At 73.6% G+C, this 17,108-nt stretch carries 14 protein-coding genes; 10 read left to right on the top strand and 4 right to left on the bottom strand.

All coding sequences use genetic code 11. The features are described 5' to 3' along the window. Nucleotides 1-102: 102 nt before the first annotated feature. The 10 genes from OG295_RS09080 (at nucleotide 103) to OG295_RS09035 (ending at nucleotide 14,111) form a co-directional block, all read left to right on the top strand. Nucleotides 103-1,683: a PucR family transcriptional regulator gene (locus OG295_RS09080; RefSeq protein WP_371676426.1), complete on the top strand. Its 1,581-nt coding sequence runs from the start codon at nucleotides 103-105 to the stop codon at nucleotides 1,681-1,683. A 166-nt stretch (nucleotides 1,684-1,849) separates the two neighbouring features. After that, nucleotides 1,850-3,295, top strand: coding sequence for an aldehyde dehydrogenase family protein (locus tag OG295_RS09075; RefSeq protein ID WP_371676425.1), 1,446 nt, complete (start codon nucleotides 1,850-1,852; stop codon nucleotides 3,293-3,295). Between the two features lie 169 nt (nucleotides 3,296-3,464). Then, complete coding sequence (locus OG295_RS09070; protein ID WP_371676424.1) at nucleotides 3,465-5,417, top strand: acyl-CoA dehydrogenase family protein; 1,953 nt, start codon at nucleotides 3,465-3,467, stop codon at nucleotides 5,415-5,417. A 62-nt stretch (nucleotides 5,418-5,479) separates the two neighbouring features. Further along, on the top strand, nucleotides 5,480-6,796 hold the full coding sequence (locus OG295_RS09065) for a hypothetical protein (protein ID WP_371676423.1): 1,317 nt from the start codon (nucleotides 5,480-5,482) through the stop codon (nucleotides 6,794-6,796). A gap of 12 nt (nucleotides 6,797-6,808) precedes the next feature. Beyond that, nucleotides 6,809-8,071, top strand: a complete 1,263-nt coding sequence (dxr, locus tag OG295_RS09060) for a 1-deoxy-D-xylulose-5-phosphate reductoisomerase (RefSeq protein WP_371676422.1) — start codon at nucleotides 6,809-6,811, stop codon at nucleotides 8,069-8,071. Continuing rightward, nucleotides 8,068-9,369 carry an RIP metalloprotease gene (locus tag OG295_RS09055; RefSeq protein ID WP_371676421.1) on the top strand — a complete coding sequence of 434 codons (1,302 nt, stop codon included), beginning with the start codon at nucleotides 8,068-8,070 and terminating at the stop codon, nucleotides 9,367-9,369. Before dxr ends, OG295_RS09055 begins: the two co-directional genes overlap by 4 nt. Before the next feature lie 175 nt (nucleotides 9,370-9,544). After that, nucleotides 9,545-10,702: a flavodoxin-dependent (E)-4-hydroxy-3-methylbut-2-enyl-diphosphate synthase gene (ispG, locus tag OG295_RS09050; protein WP_030227539.1), complete on the top strand. Its 1,158-nt coding sequence runs from the start codon at nucleotides 9,545-9,547 to the stop codon at nucleotides 10,700-10,702. A 137-nt stretch (nucleotides 10,703-10,839) separates the two neighbouring features. After that, entirely contained in the window at nucleotides 10,840-11,685 is an 846-nt protein-coding gene (locus OG295_RS09045) for a GNAT family N-acetyltransferase (protein ID WP_371676420.1), read from the top strand. A gap of 98 nt (nucleotides 11,686-11,783) precedes the next feature. After that, on the top strand, nucleotides 11,784-12,389 hold the full coding sequence (locus tag OG295_RS09040) for a GNAT family N-acetyltransferase (protein ID WP_371676419.1): 606 nt from the start codon (nucleotides 11,784-11,786) through the stop codon (nucleotides 12,387-12,389). A gap of 9 nt (nucleotides 12,390-12,398) precedes the next feature. Continuing rightward, nucleotides 12,399-14,111 carry a proline--tRNA ligase gene (locus tag OG295_RS09035; protein WP_371676418.1) on the top strand — a complete coding sequence of 571 codons (1,713 nt, stop codon included), beginning with the start codon at nucleotides 12,399-12,401 and terminating at the stop codon, nucleotides 14,109-14,111. On the opposite strand, the gene OG295_RS09030 is transcribed toward OG295_RS09035, so the two are convergent. Genes OG295_RS09030 through OG295_RS09015 form a run of 4 tightly spaced genes read right to left on the bottom strand, consistent with a single transcriptional unit; the run spans nucleotide 14,108 to nucleotide 17,036 of the window. After that, nucleotides 14,108-15,034, bottom strand: coding sequence for a slipin family protein (locus OG295_RS09030; protein WP_371676417.1), 927 nt, complete (start codon nucleotides 15,032-15,034; stop codon nucleotides 14,108-14,110). The two genes, OG295_RS09035 and OG295_RS09030, sit on opposite strands and share 4 nt — an antisense overlap. 43 nt (nucleotides 15,035-15,077) lie before the next feature. Continuing rightward, nucleotides 15,078-15,980: an aminoglycoside phosphotransferase family protein gene (locus tag OG295_RS09025; RefSeq protein ID WP_371676416.1), complete on the bottom strand. Its 903-nt coding sequence runs from the start codon at nucleotides 15,978-15,980 to the stop codon at nucleotides 15,078-15,080. Between the two features lie 16 nt (nucleotides 15,981-15,996). Then, entirely contained in the window at nucleotides 15,997-16,455 is a 459-nt protein-coding gene (locus OG295_RS09020; RefSeq protein WP_371676415.1) for a ferritin-like domain-containing protein, read from the bottom strand. Beyond that, nucleotides 16,452-17,036 carry a hypothetical protein gene (locus tag OG295_RS09015; protein ID WP_371676414.1) on the bottom strand — a complete coding sequence of 195 codons (585 nt, stop codon included), beginning with the start codon at nucleotides 17,034-17,036 and terminating at the stop codon, nucleotides 16,452-16,454. The genes OG295_RS09020 and OG295_RS09015 overlap by 4 nt, the downstream gene beginning before the upstream one ends. Nucleotides 17,037-17,108: the final 72 nt, after the last annotated feature.

Here is a 17,108-nt window from a genome sequence, read left to right as displayed (position 1 = left end):
CGTACGGGGTGGCAGAATCGAGAAGGGCCGTTCATACGTCACGGCGAAATCCCGAAGGCCCCGCAGTCTCCCTCCCCTCCCGCCGAAGGCCCCTGGTACCCGATGCCGCTCACCCTTGCCTCGCTCGTCCAGCACTCGGCGCTCAAACTCAGCGTCCGGGCCGGGGAGACCCGCCTCGACACCCCCGTCCGCTGGGCCCACGTCAGCGAGCTCGCCGACCCGGTCCCCTACATGGAGGGCGGGGAGCTGCTGCTCGTCACGGCGATGAAGCTGGACGCCGAGGACCCCGAGGAGATGCGCCGCTACGTACGGCGCCTCGCGGCCGCCGGGGTCGTGGGGATCGGCTTCGCCGTCGGCGTCAACTACGAGGCGGTCCCGCAGGCGCTGGTCGACGCGGCCCGCGAGGAGGACCTGCCGCTGCTGGAGGTGCCCCGGCGCACCCCGTTCCTCGCCATCAGCAAGGCCGTCTCGGCGGCCCTCGCCGCGGACCAGTACCGGGCCGTGACGGCCGGCTTCGAGGCGCAGCGGGAGCTGACCCGGGCCGCGCTCTCCGCCGACGGCCCCGCCGACCTGCTGGCGAAGCTGGCCGCCCACGTGCACGGCTGGGCCGCGCTGTACGACACCTCCGGCGCCGTCGTCGCCGCCGCCCCCGAGTGGGCCGCGCGCCGGGCCGCGCGGCTCACACCCGACGTGGAGCGGCTGCGCGAGCGGCCCGCCCCGGCGAGCGCGGTCGTCGGCGGCTCGGAAGACCGCGTCGAGCTCCAGTCGCTGGGCACCGGACGGCGGGCCCGGGGCGCGCTGGCCGTCGGTACGGGGGCCCCGCTGGGCACCGCCGAACGGTACGCGGTGCACTCCGCCGTCGCCCTGCTCACCCTGACCACCGAGCGCTCCCGGTCGCTGCACGACGCGGAGTCCCGGCTCGGCGCGGCCGTGCTGCGGATGCTGCTGGAGGGGCAGGCGGAGCACGCCCGGGCGGTGGCGGGGGACCTGTACGGGGCCCTGCTGGAGGCGCCGTTCCGGATCGTCGTCGCGGAACCGGCGCTGCCGGGCACCGCGCAGCCGGAGGGGCTGGCGCTGCTGGCCGACGCGGTGGAGTCGGCGGCCGCGCGGACCGGCGAGGCGCTGCTGGTGGTGCCGGAGGAGGGCCGGCTGGTGGTGCTCGCCGCCGACGGGGGTTCGGCCGTACAGGCGTGCGCGGACCACGCCGAGGCGCTGGAGACCCGGCGCGGCCGGGACGCGGCGGGGCCCGAGCCGGACGAGCTGGTGGTCGGGCTGTCGGCGCCCGCCGCGGCGGCGGGCGTGGCGGCCGCCTTCAAGCAGGCCGACCAGGCCCTCGCCGTGGCCCGCCGCCGCGGACGGCCGCTCGTCGAGCACGAGGACCTCGCGGCGGGCTCCGTCCTGCCGCTGCTGGCCGACGACGCCGTACGGGCCTTCGCGGACGGCACCCTGCGGGCCCTGCGGGAACACGACGCGACCGGCCGGGGCGATCTCGTGGCCTCCCTCCAGGCCTGGCTCTCGCGCCACGGGCAGTGGGACGCGGCGGCGGCCGACCTCGGTGTGCACCGCCACACGCTGCGCTACCGCATGAAGCGCGTCGAGGAGATCCTCGGTCGCTCCCTGGACGATCCGGACGTACGGATGGAGCTGTGGCTCGCCCTGAAGGCCGGCTCGACCGCCCCGTAGCCCCCGCCGGCACCCCGCCGCACGGGAGGTCCGGGCCGCGACACTGACAAAGCGGCGCAGGGCGGGAGGGCGGCGCTCCATGCCGGATAAACACCGAAAGCCCGGCGGAGTCCTACGGTGGTCTCGACAGGACCCCACCGCACCAACCCGAAGGGCCGGGATTCGCATGACTTCCACCCACGCCTTCTGGCTCGCCGGCCGCCAGGCCACCGGCGAGGACAGCTTCGACGTCCACAACCCGTGGGACGGCCGTCTGGTCGGCACGGTCAGCGTGCCCACCGACGCCCAGGTCGAAGAGGCCGTGGCCGCGGCGTACGCCGTGACGGCGGAGTTCTCCGCGACCCCCGCCCACGTACGGGCCGCCGCCCTGGACCACGTGTCCAAGCGGCTCACCGAGCGCACCGAGGAGATCGCCCAGCTGATCTCCGCCGAGAACGGCAAGCCCGTCAAGTGGGCCCGCGGTGAGGTCGGCCGTGCGGTGTCCGTGTTCCGCTTCGCCGCCGAAGAGGCCCGCCGCTTCAACGGCGGAGACGCCCAGCGCCTGGACACCGACGCCGGTGGCGTCGGCCGCCTGGCCCTGACCCGCCGCTTCGTCAAGGGCCCGGTCCTCGGCATCGCGCCGTTCAACTTCCCGCTGAACCTGTGCGCCCACAAGGTGGCCCCGGCCATCGCCGTCGGCGCGCCGATCATCCTGAAGCCGGCCCCGGCCACCCCGCTCTCGGGTCTGATCCTGGGCGAGCTGCTGGCCGAGACCGATCTCCCGGCCGGCTCCTGGTCGGTCCTGCCGGTCGCCAACGACAAGATGCCGGCCCTGGTCAAGGACGACCGCCTCCCGGTCATCTCCTTCACCGGCTCCGACACCGTCGGCTACGCCATCCAGCAGTCGGTGCCCCACAAGCACTGCACCCTGGAGCTCGGCGGCAACGCCGCGGCCGTCGTCCTCGCCGACTGGTCCTCCGAGGCCGACCTCGACTGGGCCGCGACCCGTATCGCGACCTTCTCGAACTACCAGGCCGGCCAGTCCTGCATCTCCGTGCAGCGCGTGATCGCCGACGCCTCCGTCTACGACCGCCTCGTCGAGAAGGTCGTCGCGAAGGTCCAGGCGCAGGTCACCGGCGACCCGGCGGACGACGCCACCGACGTCGGCCCCCTCGTCTCCGAGGACGCCGCCAAGCGCGTCGAGTCCTGGGTGGACGAGGCCGTCTCCGCCGGCGCCAAGCTGCTCACGGGCGGCAAGCGCGACGGTGCCACGGTCGAGCCGACCGTCCTCGCGGAGATCCCGGCGGGCGTCAAGCTCGCGACCGAGGAGGTCTTCGGCCCGGTCCTGACCATCACCCGGGTCGAGAACACCGACGAGGCCTTCGCCGCCGTCAACGACTCGAAGTTCGGCCTGCAGACCGGCGTCTTCACCCGCGACATCCAGGTCGCCTTCCGCGCCCACCGCGAGCTCGAGGTCGGCGGTGTGATCATCGGCGACGCGCCGTCCTACCGCGCCGACCAGATGCCGTACGGCGGCGTCAAGCAGTCCGGCGTGGGCCGCGAGGGCGTCCGCTACGCGATGGACGACTACACGTACGAGCGCGTCCTGGTCCTCACGGGCCTCGACATCTGACCGACTCGTACGGTCACGGACCGACGGCCGGAGCCCACTGTGCGGGGGCTCCGGCCGTCCCCCATTTCCCCGCCACCCGCACGGGCCTTTTCCCGGGTGCCCGGAACGGGTACGACTCACAGGTAGCACCGATCGGTAGTCCCCCCGATACGGCGAGGTGAGCACCCGGATGTCAGCGACGCAGCCCGTACAGCCCGTACAGCCCAAGGTGACCGAGCGCGAGGCGCGGCAGGTCGCGGAGGCGGCCCGGGAACAGGACTGGCGCAAGCCCAGCTTCGCCAAGGAACTGTTCCTCGGGCGGTTCCGGCTCGACCTGATCCACCCCCACCCGCTCCCCGCCGACGAGGACGTCCGGCGCGGGGAGGCCTTCCTGGCCCGGCTGCGGGTCTTCTGCGAGAACGAGATCGACGGAGCCCGCATCGAGCGCGAGGCGCGGATCCCCGACGAGACGGTGCGCGGGCTCAAGGAGCTCGGCGCCCTCGGCATGAAGATCGGCACCGAGTACGGGGGCCTGGGGCTGACCCAGGTCTACTACAACAAGGCGCTGGCCCTCGTCGGCTCGGTCAGCCCGGCCATCGGCGCCCTGCTCTCCGCGCACCAGTCGATCGGGGTCCCGCAGCCCCTGAAGATGTTCGGCACGAAGGAGCAGAAGGACGCCTATCTGCCCCGCTGCGCCACCTCCGCGATCAGCGCCTTCCTGCTCACCGAGCCCGACGTCGGCTCCGACCCGGCCCGCCTGGCCACCACGGCCGTGCCGGACGGCGAGGACGGCTACGTGCTCGACGGGGTGAAGCTGTGGACCACCAACGGGGTGGTCGCCGACCTCCTCGTGGTCATGGCCCGGGTCCCCGCGAGCGAAGGGCACCGCGGCGGGATCACCGCCTTCGTCGTGGAGGCGGACTCGCCGGGGATCACCGTCGAGCACCGCAACGCCTTCATGGGCCTGCGCGGCCTGGAGAACGGCGTCACCCGCTTCCACCGGGTCCGCGTGCCCGCCGCCCAGCGGATCGGCGCCGAGGGAGCGGGCCTCAAGATCGCGCTGACCACGCTCAACACCGGCCGCCTGTCGCTGCCCGCCATGTGTGTCGGCGCCGGCAAGTGGTGCCTGAAGATCGCCCGCGAGTGGAGCGGCGTACGGGAGCAGTGGGGCCGCCCGGTCGCCCGGCACGAGGCCGTCGGCGCCAAGATCTCCTTCATCGCGGCCACCACCTTCGCCCTCGAAGCCGTGGTCGACCTGGCCTCCCAGATGGCCGACGAGGACCGCAACGACATCCGCATCGAGGCGGCCCTCGCCAAGCTCTACGGCTCGGAGATGGGCTGGCTGATGGCCGACGAGCTGGTCCAGATCCGCGGCGGCCGAGGCTTCGAGACCGCCGAGTCGCTGGCCGCGCGCGGCGAGCGGGCCGTGCCCACCGAGCAGATGCTCCGCGACATGCGCATCAACCGGATCTTCGAGGGCTCGACGGAGATCATGCACCTGCTGATCGCCCGCGAGGCCGTCGACGCCCACCTCTCGGTCGCCGGGGACCTCATCGACCCCGACAAGGCCCTGGCCGACAAGGCCAGGGCGGGAGCCCGCGCCACCGGCTTCTACGCCCGCTGGCTGCCGAAGCTGGCCGCCGGCCCCGGCCAGGTCCCCGGCACCTACCGGGAGTTCCACCCGGCGGGCCACCCCGACCTCGCCACCCACCTGCGCTACGTCGAACGCGGTTCGCGCAAACTCGCCCGCTCCACCTTCCTGGCCATGGCGCGCTGGCAGGGACGCATGGAGACGAAACAGGGATTCCTCGGCCGGATCGTCGACATCGGCGCCGAGCTCTTCGCCATGAGCGCCGCCTGCGTCCGCGCCGAGCACCTGCGCGCCACCGGCGACCACGGCCGCGAGGCGTACCAGCTCGCCGACGCCTTCTGCCGGCAGTCCCGGCTCCGCGTCGAGGAGCTCTTCGGCCGCCTCTGGTCCAACACCGACGACCTCGACCGCAAGGTCGTCGAAGGCGTCCTCGGCGGCACCTACACCTGGCTGGAGGAAGGCGTCCTCGACCCCTCGGGCGACGGCCCGTGGATCGCGGACGCGGCCCCCGGCCCCTCCGTACACAAAAACGTGCACCGCCCGCTCCGCTGACCTGCGATCATCGCCGCACGGCGGGGAAGCGGACAGGCGTACGAGCGGCACGGAGCAAGGCAATGGACGGACACAGGGACAGCCGGCGGCAGGCCTGGTGCGTGGCGCTCGTACTGCGCCACGCACCGCAGCACATCGCCGCCGACCTGATCGGCCGGCTCGACCCCGACACCCGCGACCACCTCTGCCGCGACGAACGCCTGCCCGCCTCCGCCGTCACCCTCCTCGTGCGCGACGGCACCGACCGCGACCGGCACTTCGTCGCCCGCAACCCCTACGTACGCGGCTGCCCGCTGCCCGGCCTGCCGGGCCCCGCACGCTACGCGGCCCGCCGCACCCCCGAGGCGCTGCTGCCGCTGCTGCGCGCGGAACTGGGCCGCGACCCCGCCGACGGCCCCCTGAGCGGCGAGGAGCTCATCGGCCTGCTCCGCCGCCACGGCACGCACCACCCCAGGGTCCCGCTCGACATCCTGGCGCTCCCGCACACGGCGGACCCGGAGCTGCCGGCCTCCGAGCACCTCCGGCGGCCGCTGCCGCCCGGCTCCGTCGAGGCCCTGCTCATGCGGGCGCAACCGTCCCGGGAGACCGTGCGCACGCTGCTGACGACCACGGGCGCCGCCCCGTACGGCAGGGCCTGGCACCGCCCGTTCGTCCGCGCCGTCCGCATGGGGCTGCTCACCCCGGCCGAGCTGGTCGCCCACACCGCCCCGGCGCACCGCGCCCTGCTGCTGTGCGGCCCGGCCGGGACCCGGGGCCTGCGCTGGAACCTGTCCGAGCGGGCGGAGATACGCACCGCGGCCACCCGCGCGCTGGAACCCCTGGGGGACGATCCGAGGCTGTGGGGCGAACTGCTGCGGCAGGCCCCGTCCTTCCCGGGAGCGCTGACCGCCCTCGCCCACGGCGTCGCGAACGGCGTCCTGCCCGGGCCCCCGCCCGGCCCGTCGGCCGACGGCCTCGCCGAGGCCCTGCGCGCCCTGGCCCCGGCCGCCCTCGAACCGACCGGGGGAGTGGAGCGGGAACTGGCCCTGACCAGCCTCGCCGTGCCCATGGAGACCGTCGACGAGGACATCCGCTGGGTCCGGGACTGCCTGGACCGAGGGCTGCTGACCGGCACCGACGTGATCCGGCACAAGCTTCCCGCCTGCTGGGCCCTGGACGAGGACCAGTGGCTCGGCGAGGTGGACCACCCCGACCGCCACGACCGGCCGGAGGCCGTGCTCGCCGCCCGCGCCGAGGCCGCCCGGCTGTTCGCACTGGCCCTGGACGGGGATCCGGACGCCTGGTGGGAGGCGGCGCGGACCCTCCCGGACTTCGCCGGAACGCTCCCGCACCTGCTCCTGCGGGTCGCGGACGGGGACTCCCTGTCCGAGCGCCCCTGAGTTGCGGCAACAATGGGGGGCATGAGCGACAGTCCAGCCCCCCTCGCCGACCCGCACCTCCTCTTCGACGCCTCGGCCGGCCGCCGGGACATCGTCATCCTCGGGTCGACCGGGTCCATCGGCACCCAGGCCATCGACCTCGCCCTGCGCAACCCGGACCGCTTCCGGGTCACCGCGCTGTCCGCCGCCGGCGGACGCGTCGGGCTGCTGGCCGAACAGGCCAGGCTGCTGCGCGTCGAGACGGTGGCCGTCGCCCGCGAGGACGTCGTACCGGCCCTCAAGGAGGCGCTGAGCGAGCAGTACGGCGCGTCCGAGCCGCTGCCCGAGATCCTCGCCGGCCCCGACGCGGCCGCCGAACTCGCCGCCTCCCAGTGCCACACCGTCCTCAACGGCATCACCGGTTCCATCGGCCTGGCGCCCACCCTCGCCGCGCTGCGGGCGGGCCGCACCCTGGCCCTGGCCAACAAGGAGTCGCTGATCGTCGGCGGCCCGCTGGTCAAGGCCCTCGCGAAGCCCGGCCAGATCATCCCGGTGGACTCCGAGCACGCGGCCCTCTTCCAGGCGCTCGCCGCGGGCACCCGCGCCGACGTCCGCAGGCTCGTCGTCACCGCCTCCGGCGGCCCCTTCCGCGGCCGCACCCGCGCGGAGCTGGCCTCCGTCACGGTCCAGGACGCCCTGGCGCACCCCACCTGGGCCATGGGGCCGGTGATCACGGTCAACAGCGCCACCCTGGTCAACAAGGGCCTGGAGGTCATCGAGGCCCACCTGCTCTACGACATCCCCTTCGACCGCATCGAGGTCGTCGTCCACCCGCAGTCCTACGTGCACTCCATGGTCGAGTTCACCGACGGCTCCACCCTCGCCCAGGCCACCCCGCCGGACATGGGCGGCCCCATCGCGATCGGACTGGGCTGGCCCGAGCGGGTCCCCGACGCGGCCCCCGCCTTCGACTGGACCAAGGCGTCGACCTGGGAGTTCTTCCCGCTGGACACCGAGGCCTTCCCGTCCGTGGGCCTGGCCCGGCACGTCGGCGCCCTGGGCGGAACCGCGCCCGCCGTGTTCAATGCGGCGAACGAGGAGTGCGTCGAGGCCTTCCTGGCCGGTCGGCTGCCGTTCACAGCAATCATGGATACCGTCTCTGCCGTGGTCGACGAGCACGGGACGCCGGAGTCGGGAACCTCCCTGACCGTGACGGACGTCCTCGAAGCGGAGACCTGGGCCAGGGCCCGGGCACGGGAGATGGCGGCGCGGGCCGCCCTGGAGGCGAGCGCATGACGCTGGTGCTGAACCTGATCGGTGTACTCGTCTTCGTGGGCGGACTGCTGTTCTCGATCGCCTGGCACGAGCTCGGCCACCTCTCCACGGCCAAGCTCTTCGGCATCCGCGTGCCCCAGTACATGGTCGGCTTCGGCAAGACCATCTGGTCGCGCAGGAAGGGCGAGACCGAGTACGGGATCAAGGCCATCCCCATGGGCGGCTACATCCGCATGATCGGGATGTTCCCGCCCGGCGAGGACGGCAAGGTCACGGCCCGCTCCACCTCCCCGTTCCGCTCCATGATCGAGGACGCCCGCTCGGCGGCCTACGAGGAGCTCCAGCCCGGGGACGAGTCGCGGCTCTTCTACACGCGCAAGCCCTGGAAGCGCGTCATCGTGATGTTCGCGGGCCCCTTCATGAACCTGGTGCTCGCCCTGGCGATCTTCTTCGGCGTCTGGATGACCTTCGGGATCAACCGGACGACCACCCAGATCGCGAGCGTCTCGCCCTGCGTCATCCAGCAGAGCGAGAACCGCGAGGTCTGCAAGGCCGGTGACCCCGTGGCCCCGGCCAAGCAGGCCGGCCTGCGGGCGGACGACAGGATCGTCGCCTTCGGCGGACGGCCGGTCGCCGACTGGTCCGAGCTGCAGAAGCGGATCCGCGACACCATCGGCGCCACCACCGTCACCGTCGTGCGCGACGGGCAGCGGGTGGTCGTCCCCGTGGACCTCATCGAGAACCGGGTCGCCAAGACCGACGGCCACGGCGGCTACGTCAAGGGCGAGTACGTGACGGCCGGCTGGCTCGGCTTCAGCCCGAAGAACGAGATCGCGGCCCTGTCCTTCGGCGAGTCCGTGGACCACATGGGCGAGATCGTCGACGGCAGCATCCAGGGTCTGGTCAAGCTCCCCGCCAAGATCCCCGCCCTGTGGAACGCGGCCTTCGACGGCGGCGAGCGCGAGCCCGACTCCCCGATGGGCATCGTCGGCGCGGCCCGCATGAGCGGGGACATCGCCGCCCTGGACCTGCCGAGCGAGCAGAAGTTCTCGATCCTGCTCAACGTCCTGGGCATGTTCAACCTCTCGCTGTTCCTGTTCAACATGCTGCCCCTGCTGCCCCTGGACGGCGGACACATCGCCGGCGCCCTGTGGGAGTCCCTGCGCCGGAGCGTCGCCAAGCTCTTCCGGCGCGAGGACCCGGGCCCCTTCGACGTGGCCAAGCTGATGCCCGCGGCGTACGTGGTCGCCGGCGTCTTCGTCTGCTTCACGCTGCTGGTGCTCGTCGCGGACGTGGTGAACCCGATCAAGATCACCTGACCGCGGAGCGCCATACGCGACGGACCGGGGAGCCGGGCACGCATCGTGCCCGGCTCCCTACGTTCGGGTGGCGCACCCCCTCGGATGCGGGGGGACCGTGTGGATTGGCGTAATCTCGAAGGCTGGAGCCCGCCGATCTCGGGACCTTGATCCACACCTTGGGGTTGCACAGCAGATGACTGCCATCTCTCTCGGAATGCCGGCCGTGCCGACGAAGCTTGCCGACCGCAGGGTCAGCCGCAAGATCCAGGTCGGCAAGGTGGCCGTCGGCGGTGACGCACAGATCTCCGTCCAGTCGATGACCACCACCAGGACCTCCGACATCGGGGCGACGCTCCAGCAGATCGCCGAGCTGACCGCCTCCGGCTGCGACATCGTCCGCGTCGCCTGCCCGACGCAGGACGACGCCGACGCGCTGGCCGTCATCGCGAAGAAGTCGCAGATCCCGGTCATCGCCGACATCCACTTCCAGCCGAAGTACGTGTTCGCCGCGATCGACGCCGGCTGCGCCGCCGTACGCGTGAACCCGGGCAACATCAAGCAGTTCGACGACAAGGTCAAGGAGATCGCGCGGGCCGCCAAGGACGCCGGCACCCCGATCCGCATCGGCGTCAACGCCGGCTCCCTCGACGCGCGCCTGCTGAAGAAGTACGGCAAGGCCACCCCCGAGGCGCTGGTCGAGTCCGCGCTGTGGGAGGCCTCCCTCTTCGAGGAGCACGGCTTCAGCGACATCAAGATCTCGGTCAAGCACAACGACCCGGTCGTGATGGTCAACGCCTACCGCCAGCTGGCCGCCGCCTGCGACTACCCGCTGCACCTCGGCGTCACCGAGGCCGGCCCCGCCTTCCAGGGCACCATCAAGTCCGCCGTCGCCTTCGGCGCGCTGCTCTCCGAGGGCATCGGCGACACCATCCGCGTGTCGCTGTCCGCGCCCCCGGTCGAGGAGATCAAGGTCGGCATCCAGATCCTGGAGTCGCTGAACCTCAGGCCGCGCCGCCTGGAGATCGTCTCCTGCCCGTCCTGCGGCCGCGCCCAGGTGGACGTCTACAAGCTGGCCGAGGAGGTCACGGCGGGCCTTGAGGGCATGGAGGTCCCGCTGCGCGTCGCGGTCATGGGCTGCGTCGTCAACGGCCCCGGCGAGGCCCGTGAGGCCGACCTCGGCGTCGCCTCCGGCAACGGCAAGGGCCAGATCTTCGTGAAGGGCGAGGTCATCAAGACCGTCCCCGAGTCGAAGATCGTGGAGACCCTCATCGAAGAGGCGATGAAGATCGCCGAGCAGATGGAGAAGGACGGCATCGCCTCCGGCGAACCCACCGTCGCCATCGGCGTCTGACCGGCAGAAGGAGCCCCGGCCCCGTTCCCGCAGTTCGGGGGCGGGGCCGGGGTCTTTTCGTGACCTGTGCGGCAGGGCATCCGCAGGCGTCGCCGGGTACAGTGCGGAGATCAGCAGACCTGCACGGTGAGGCCCCAGTGTTGACGCAGACCACCACCCGGGTCCTCGAGCCCAGTGATCTCGACGCCGCGCTCGACATCCTCGGACGCGAGCCGGTCGAGAACGCCTTCGTCACCTCCCGGGTCCAGGTCGCGGGGCTCGACCCCTGGCGCCTGGGCGGGGAGATGTGGGGCTGGTACGCCGACGGCGAGCTCCGCTCGCTCTGCTACGCCGGCGCCAACCTCGTCCCCGTCTGCGCCGGACCCGACGCCGTACGGGCCTTCGCCGACCGGGCCCGCCGCACCGGCCGCCGCTGCTCCTCCATCGTCGGCCCCGCCGAGGCCACCCGGCTGCTGTGGAAGCTCCTGGAGCCCAGCTGGGGACCGGCCCGCGACGTCCGCGCCCACCAGCCCCTCATGGTCATCGAGCAGCCGTCCGCGGAGGTCCCCGCCGACCCCCTGGTGCGCCGCGTCCGCAAGGACGAGATGGACCTGATCATGCCCGCCTGCGTCGCCATGTTCACCGAGGAGGTCGGCATCTCCCCGCTCGCCGGCGACGGCGGTCTCCTCTACCAGGCCAGGGTCGCCGAGCTGGTCGGCACCGGCCGCTCGTTCGCCCGCGTCGAGGACGGCAGGGTCGTCTTCAAGGCCGAGATCGGCGCCGCCACCGCCCGCGCCTGCCAGATCCAGGGCGTCTGGGTCGATCCCGAGTTCCGCGGCCGGGGCCATTCCGAGACCGGCATGGCCGCCGTCGTCGAGTACGCCCTGCGCGACATCGCCCCCGTCGTCAGCCTCTACGTCAACGACTTCAACACCGCGGCCCGCGCCTCCTACCGCAGGGTCGGCTTCCGCGAGGTCGGCGCGTTCATGAGCGTCCTGTTCTGAGCGCCCCTCCCGGGCCCCGCACCGTTCCCCGTTCCGAGCTCCCCTTTTCCTCGCGGAAGCCGTACCCGAGCGGTACTACCCCGCAGTAAGGTCGCCGCATGCTTCCTACCCCCGGGGGCGACGACCCCGCACGGCCCGCCGGACTCCGCATCGGGCCCCTCGACCTCGCCGGCCGCGTGGACGAGGCCCTGCGCGTCCAGGCCGTGGCCTTCGGGCTCAGCGAGGAGGAGGTCGGCATCCGGCGCTACATCGTCCAGCGCCACATGACCTGCCCCGGCGCCCGCGCCCTCGGCGCGTTCACCGACGACGGGACCCTCGCCGGTTTCGTCTACGGAATGCCCAACGACCGCGCCCACTGGTGGTCCACCATCGTCGAGCCCTACCTGCGCGCCGGCGGCGCCGACGGCTGGCTCGACGGCTCCTTCGTCATCACCGAGCTCCACGTCCACCCCGGGTTCCAGGGCCACGGCGTCGGCCGCGCCCTCATCACCCGGCTCACCGACGACGCGAGCGAACCCCACTCGATCCTCTCCGCCATCGACACCGACAGTCCCGCCCGCGGCCTCTACACCGCCCTCGGCTACCGGGACCTGGCCCGCCGCGTTCACTTCCCGAGCGCGAGCCTCCCGTACGCGGTCATGGGCGCCCGGCTCCCGCTGCTCGGCCGGCGAAACGGTTTCCGGGAGCCGTACCCGCCCCGGTAGCCTCCGGACATGTCAACGCAACACGTGCAGCGCATGTCCCGCCTCATGGCCAAGACCCTCCGTGAGGACCCGGCCGACGCCGAAACCCTCAGCCACCGCCTCCTCGTCCGCGCCGGCTACGTCCGCCGCAGCTCGGCGGGGGTGTGGACCTGGCTGCCGCTCGGCAAGCGAGTCCTGGACAACGTCTCGCGCATCGTCCGCGAGGAGATGGACGCCATCGGGGCGCAGGAAGTGCTGCTGCCGGCGCTGCTGCCGAAGGAGCCCTACGAGGTCAGCGGCCGCTGGTCCGAGTACGGCGACCTGCTGTTCCGGCTCAAGGACCGCAAGGGCGCCGACTACCTGCTCGGCCCCACCCACGAGGAGATCTTCACCCTCGTCGTGAAGGACCAGTGCACGTCCTACAAGGACCTGCCGGTCATGCTCTACCAGATCCAGACCAAGTACCGCGACGAGGCCCGCCCCCGCTCCGGAGTGCTGCGCGGGCGCGAGTTCCAGATGAAGGACTCGTACTCCTTCGACGTGTCCGACGAGGGCCTGGCCGAGTCCTACCGGCTCCACCGCGAGGCCTACGTACGGATCTTCGAGCGACTCGGCCTGGACCACCGGATCGTCTCGGCGGTCTCCGGGGCGATGGGCGGATCGGCGTCCGAGGAGTTCCTGGCCCCGGCCGCGGCCGGCGAGGACACCTTCGTGGACTGCCCGTCCTGCGACTACGCGGCGAACACCGAGGCCGTGACCTTCGCGCTGACGCCCGTGACCGCCGAACACCCCGCGATCGAGGAGGTGGACACCCCCGACACCCCCACGATCGAGACGCTGGCGGCGCACCTGGGCGTCCCCGCCTCGGCGACCCTGAAGAACCTCCTCGTCAAGGTCGACGGAGAGATCACGGCCGTCGGCGTCCCCGGCGACCGCGAGGTGGACCTCGGCAAGCTCGGCGAGCACCTCGCCCCGGCGGAGGTGGAGCTGGTGACGGCGGAGGACTTCGCCGGCCGGCCCGACCTCGTACGCGGCTACGTCGGCCCGCAGGGCCTGGACAAGGTGCCCTACATCGCCGACCCGCGCGTGGCTCCGGGCACGGCCTGGGTCACCGGCGCCAACCGGGCCGACACGCACGCCCGCAACGTGGTCTGCGGCCGGGACTTCGAGGTCGACCGCCACCTCGACGTGGTCGTCGTCGAGCCGGGCGACCCCTGCCCCTCCTGCGGGGCCGGACTGCGCCTGGACCGGGCCATCGAGATCGGGCACATCTTCCAGCTCGGCCGCAAGTACGCCGACGCCTTCGGGCTCGACGTCCTCGGCAAGGAGGGCAAGCCCGTCCGGGTCACCATGGGGTCCTACGGCATCGGCGTCTCCCGCGCCGTCGCCGCGCTCGCCGAGCAGACCGCCGACGACCGGGGCCTGTGCTGGCCCGCCGCCGTGGCACCGGCCGACGTCCACGTCGTGGCCGCCGGCAAGGCCGTCCCGCTGGCGCTCGCCGAAGAGGCCGCCGAAGCGCTGGCCGCCGCCGGACACCGGGTCCTGCTCGACGACCGGCCCGGACTCTCCCCGGGCGTCAAGCTCACCGACGCCGAACTCATCGGCGTGCCCCGGATCCTGGTGGCGGGCCGCCGCTCGGGCGACCGCGTGGTCGAACTCCAGGACCGCGCGGCCGGCACCCGCGAGGAACTCCCCCTGGAGGAGGCCCTCGCCCGCCTGAACGCACCGGCCGGCAAGGCCTAGGCGGGCTCGGCCCGCCGCTCCTCCGGTCGCTCCTCGGTCGGCCCGTCGGGCCGCGCCGGGGGCGGCGGCGACGCGACCGGCGTCAGCCCGCCCGGAGCCCGGCCCCGGTTGACGGCGTCCGGCGCGGGCGCCGCCGCCGGGGCGTCCGGGGCCGTCGCGGGGGCCGGGGCCGCGCGTTCCAGGAAGCGCAGCAGCTCCACCGGGAACGGCAGTACCAAGGTGGAGTTCTTCTCCGCCGCGACCGCCACCACCGTCTGGAGCAGGCGCAGTTGGAGGGCGGCGGGCTGCTCCGACATCACGGCCGCGGCCTCCGCCAGCTTCCTCGACGCCTGGAGCTCCGCGTCCGCGTTGATCACCCGGGCCCGCCGCTCGCGGTCGGCCTCCGCCTGCCGGGCCATCGACCGCTTCATGGTCTCCGGCAGCGACACGTCCTTGATCTCGACCCGGTCGATCTGCACGCCCCAGCCCACCGCCGGACTGTCGATCATCAGCTCCAGCCCCTGGTTGAGCTGCTCCCGGTTGGACAGCAGGTCGTCCAGGTCGCTCTTGCCGATGATCGAGCGCAGCGAGGTCTGCGCCATCTGGGAGACCGCGAACCGGTAGTCCTCCACCTCGATGATCGCGTTGGCCGGGTCCACGACCTTGAAGTACACGACCGCGTCCACCCGCACCGTGACGTTGTCCCGGGTGATGCCCTCCTGGGCCGGCACCGGCAGCGTCACGATCTGCATGTTCACCTTGCGCAGCCGGTCCACGAACGGCAGCACCATCGTGAACCCGGGCCCGCGGACGCCCTCCCGCAGCCGGCCGAAGCGGAAGACCACGCCCCGCTCGTACTGCTTCACCACCCGGGCCGCCACGCCCGTGTACACCATCACACCCGTGGCGGCGGCCACCGCCGCTGTCAGCAGTTCCTCGACCATGACGGCCCCCTGCCGGACTCATACCTCTTACCTACGGTATGCCCTACAACCAGGCGGCGAACTCCAGCAGCAGCTCCGCGTCCCCGCGCCGCCCGGCGGCCAGTGCCCGCACCCCGGACTCCACCGCCCTGAACACCGTCCAGCCCCGCAGCCGGTCGCGGTCCACCTCCAGCGAGTCCGCGAGCCGGTGCACCCGCCGCCGGGCCCCGGCCGCCCCCGCCGAGGTGGCCATCTGGTCCTCCAGCCGGTCCCGCACCAGCCGGGCCAGGTCGTAGGACCGCTCGCCCACCAGCGGGTCCGGGCCCACCGTCAGCCACGGTGCCCGCTCCCCGGCCAGTACCTTGCCCTGCCGGAAGTTCCCGTGCAGCAGCAGTTCCTCGCCCGGCAGCGCCGTCAGCTCCGCGCGCAGCGCCAGCGCCGAGTCCGCGAGCGCCCGCACCTCCGCGGGCGCGGCGCGCAGCGCCCCGCCCTGGCGGGCCGTGCGCTCGGCCACCGTCTCGAAGGGGTGACCGGGCGGCGGTTCCACCCACAGCCGCCGCAACGTGCCGCACGCCTCCAGCAGGGCCTTGGCGTCCGGCAGCGAACGCAGCGAGACCTCCGGGTGCAGCCGCTCCAGCAGCAGGGCCCCGTCCGCCTCGTGGTGGCGGGAGTCGAGGACCCGTACGGCCCCGAAACCGCCCCAGTGGGCGAGCGCCGCCAGCTCCCGGTCCGGCCGGGCTCCGGGCGGGGCCAGCTTGAGGGCGGCCGGGGTGCCGTCGGCGTACCGGACGAGGAGCACCAGGCTGCTGCGGCCGCCCGGGGCCTGGACCCGCTGGGCCACGACCTGCCGCCGGTGCAGCGCCTCCTCGGTGAGCTCGGGCAGGTGCCCCAGCCACTGGGTGTCCCGCTCCTCCTCCGGCAGCTCGCCGAGCGCCCGTACAAGCCGCTGCGGCGGTTCGAAAGCCATGCGTGCGTGATCCCTTTCAGCTGGTGGGAGCTCGGTCGGAGCGTTCCGTGAGCCCAGGGAAGGCTACGCCGCTGCCGCGCCAGCGCGCCGCGCGGACGGCCGCGGCGCTCAGCGCGTCGGCCGCCTCGCGGCGCAACCGGCCGTCCGCCGCCCGCACCAGATCGGAGTACGCGCCCGCCACCCGGTCCTCGATCACGGCGGCCAGCCGCGTGGTGTCGTCGGGGGTGCGCAGCTCGAAGGGCAGGGCGTACGCCGCCTCGGCGGCCATGGGCGTGCCGCCCAGCTCGCGCACCGTGCGGGTGAGCGCGTCGCGCCGGGCCACGTGGGTGCCGTACGCGTCGCGGGCCTCGGTGGCGCGGTCCGCCGCGACCCGGGCGCCGATCACCCCGTACCCGTACGCCGCCGCGTGCTCGGCGGCCAGGGCGGCCTGGGCGGCCCGCAGCGCACGGCCGGCGGGGGAGGGTTCGGGCTTCACGAGGCGGCTCCGGGGGTGGAGGTGAGCAGGTACGCGTGGACGGCGCCGCAGGCGGCGACGGAGGCCAGCAGCCGGGCCAGTTCCCCGGGGGCCCCGGCCAGCGCGATGGTCCGCGCCTCCGACAGGCTCCGCTCGGCGTCGGCGAGGGAGCTCAGCGCCTCGGCGGGCTTCGGCGGGACGGCCTCACGGCTCGCCGCCGGGGGCCCGGACGGCGCGGTGGCGGCCGCGGAGGCGGAGGGCGAGGGCGAGGGCGGGGCTGAACGGGCAGCCGAGGTGCGGCCCCCGGCGTCCGGGGCCGGGAAGGCCAGGGCCGCCGAGTGCGCCGCGACGGCGGCCCGCAGCGGTGCGAGCCGCTCCGCCAGCGCGGGATGCACGGCGGCGGTGGCGTCGTAGCGTTCGAGCAGCCGCGCGCTGTCACGAACGGCGCCCTCCCGCATCCGCCGTTCGAGTGGAATTCCGGTGCCTTCCCCGGACGGGCCGCCCCCGCCGGTGCATCCGGCGAGCAGGGCGGCCCCGGCCGCGCCGGCGGCTCCGGTGAGCAGGCTCCTTCGGGAGGGCCGGGGGGGCAGGGTCCAGGGCACGGCGCCGTCCTCGGGGGTGGTGTCTGGGCAGGGTGTGATCACGGTACCCGGGGGCCCGTCGGGAGAGCGGAC

This window comes from Streptomyces sp. NBC_01276 (genome assembly GCF_041435355.1).
GTDB lineage: Bacteria > Actinomycetota > Actinomycetes > Streptomycetales > Streptomycetaceae > Streptomyces.
The sequence above is the reverse complement of the archived record's forward strand: the minus strand, read 5'-3'. Positions and strand labels throughout refer to the sequence as shown.

What these genes read in the sequence shown, in the direction of transcription:
- OG295_RS09080 (WP_371676426.1), top strand. Translation starts at nt 103, where the DNA reads ATGCCGCTCACCCTTGCCTCGCTCGTCCAGCACTCGGCGCTCAAACTC.
- OG295_RS09075 (WP_371676425.1), top strand. Translation starts at nt 1,850, where the DNA reads ATGACTTCCACCCACGCCTTCTGGCTCGCCGGCCGCCAGGCCACCGGC.
- OG295_RS09070 (WP_371676424.1), top strand. Translation starts at nt 3,465, where the DNA reads ATGTCAGCGACGCAGCCCGTACAGCCCGTACAGCCCAAGGTGACCGAG.
- OG295_RS09065 (WP_371676423.1), top strand. Translation starts at nt 5,480, where the DNA reads ATGGACGGACACAGGGACAGCCGGCGGCAGGCCTGGTGCGTGGCGCTC.
- dxr (WP_371676422.1), top strand. Translation starts at nt 6,809, where the DNA reads ATGGGGGGCATGAGCGACAGTCCAGCCCCCCTCGCCGACCCGCACCTC.
- OG295_RS09055 (WP_371676421.1), top strand. Translation starts at nt 8,068, where the DNA reads ATGACGCTGGTGCTGAACCTGATCGGTGTACTCGTCTTCGTGGGCGGA.
- ispG (WP_030227539.1), top strand. Translation starts at nt 9,545, where the DNA reads ATGACTGCCATCTCTCTCGGAATGCCGGCCGTGCCGACGAAGCTTGCC.
- OG295_RS09040 (WP_371676419.1), top strand. Translation starts at nt 11,784, where the DNA reads ATGCTTCCTACCCCCGGGGGCGACGACCCCGCACGGCCCGCCGGACTC.
- OG295_RS09035 (WP_371676418.1), top strand. Translation starts at nt 12,399, where the DNA reads ATGTCAACGCAACACGTGCAGCGCATGTCCCGCCTCATGGCCAAGACC.
- OG295_RS09030 (WP_371676417.1), bottom strand. Translation starts at nt 15,034, where the DNA reads ATGGTCGAGGAACTGCTGACAGCGGCGGTGGCCGCCGCCACGGGTGTG.
- OG295_RS09025 (WP_371676416.1), bottom strand. Translation starts at nt 15,980, where the DNA reads ATGGCTTTCGAACCGCCGCAGCGGCTTGTACGGGCGCTCGGCGAGCTG.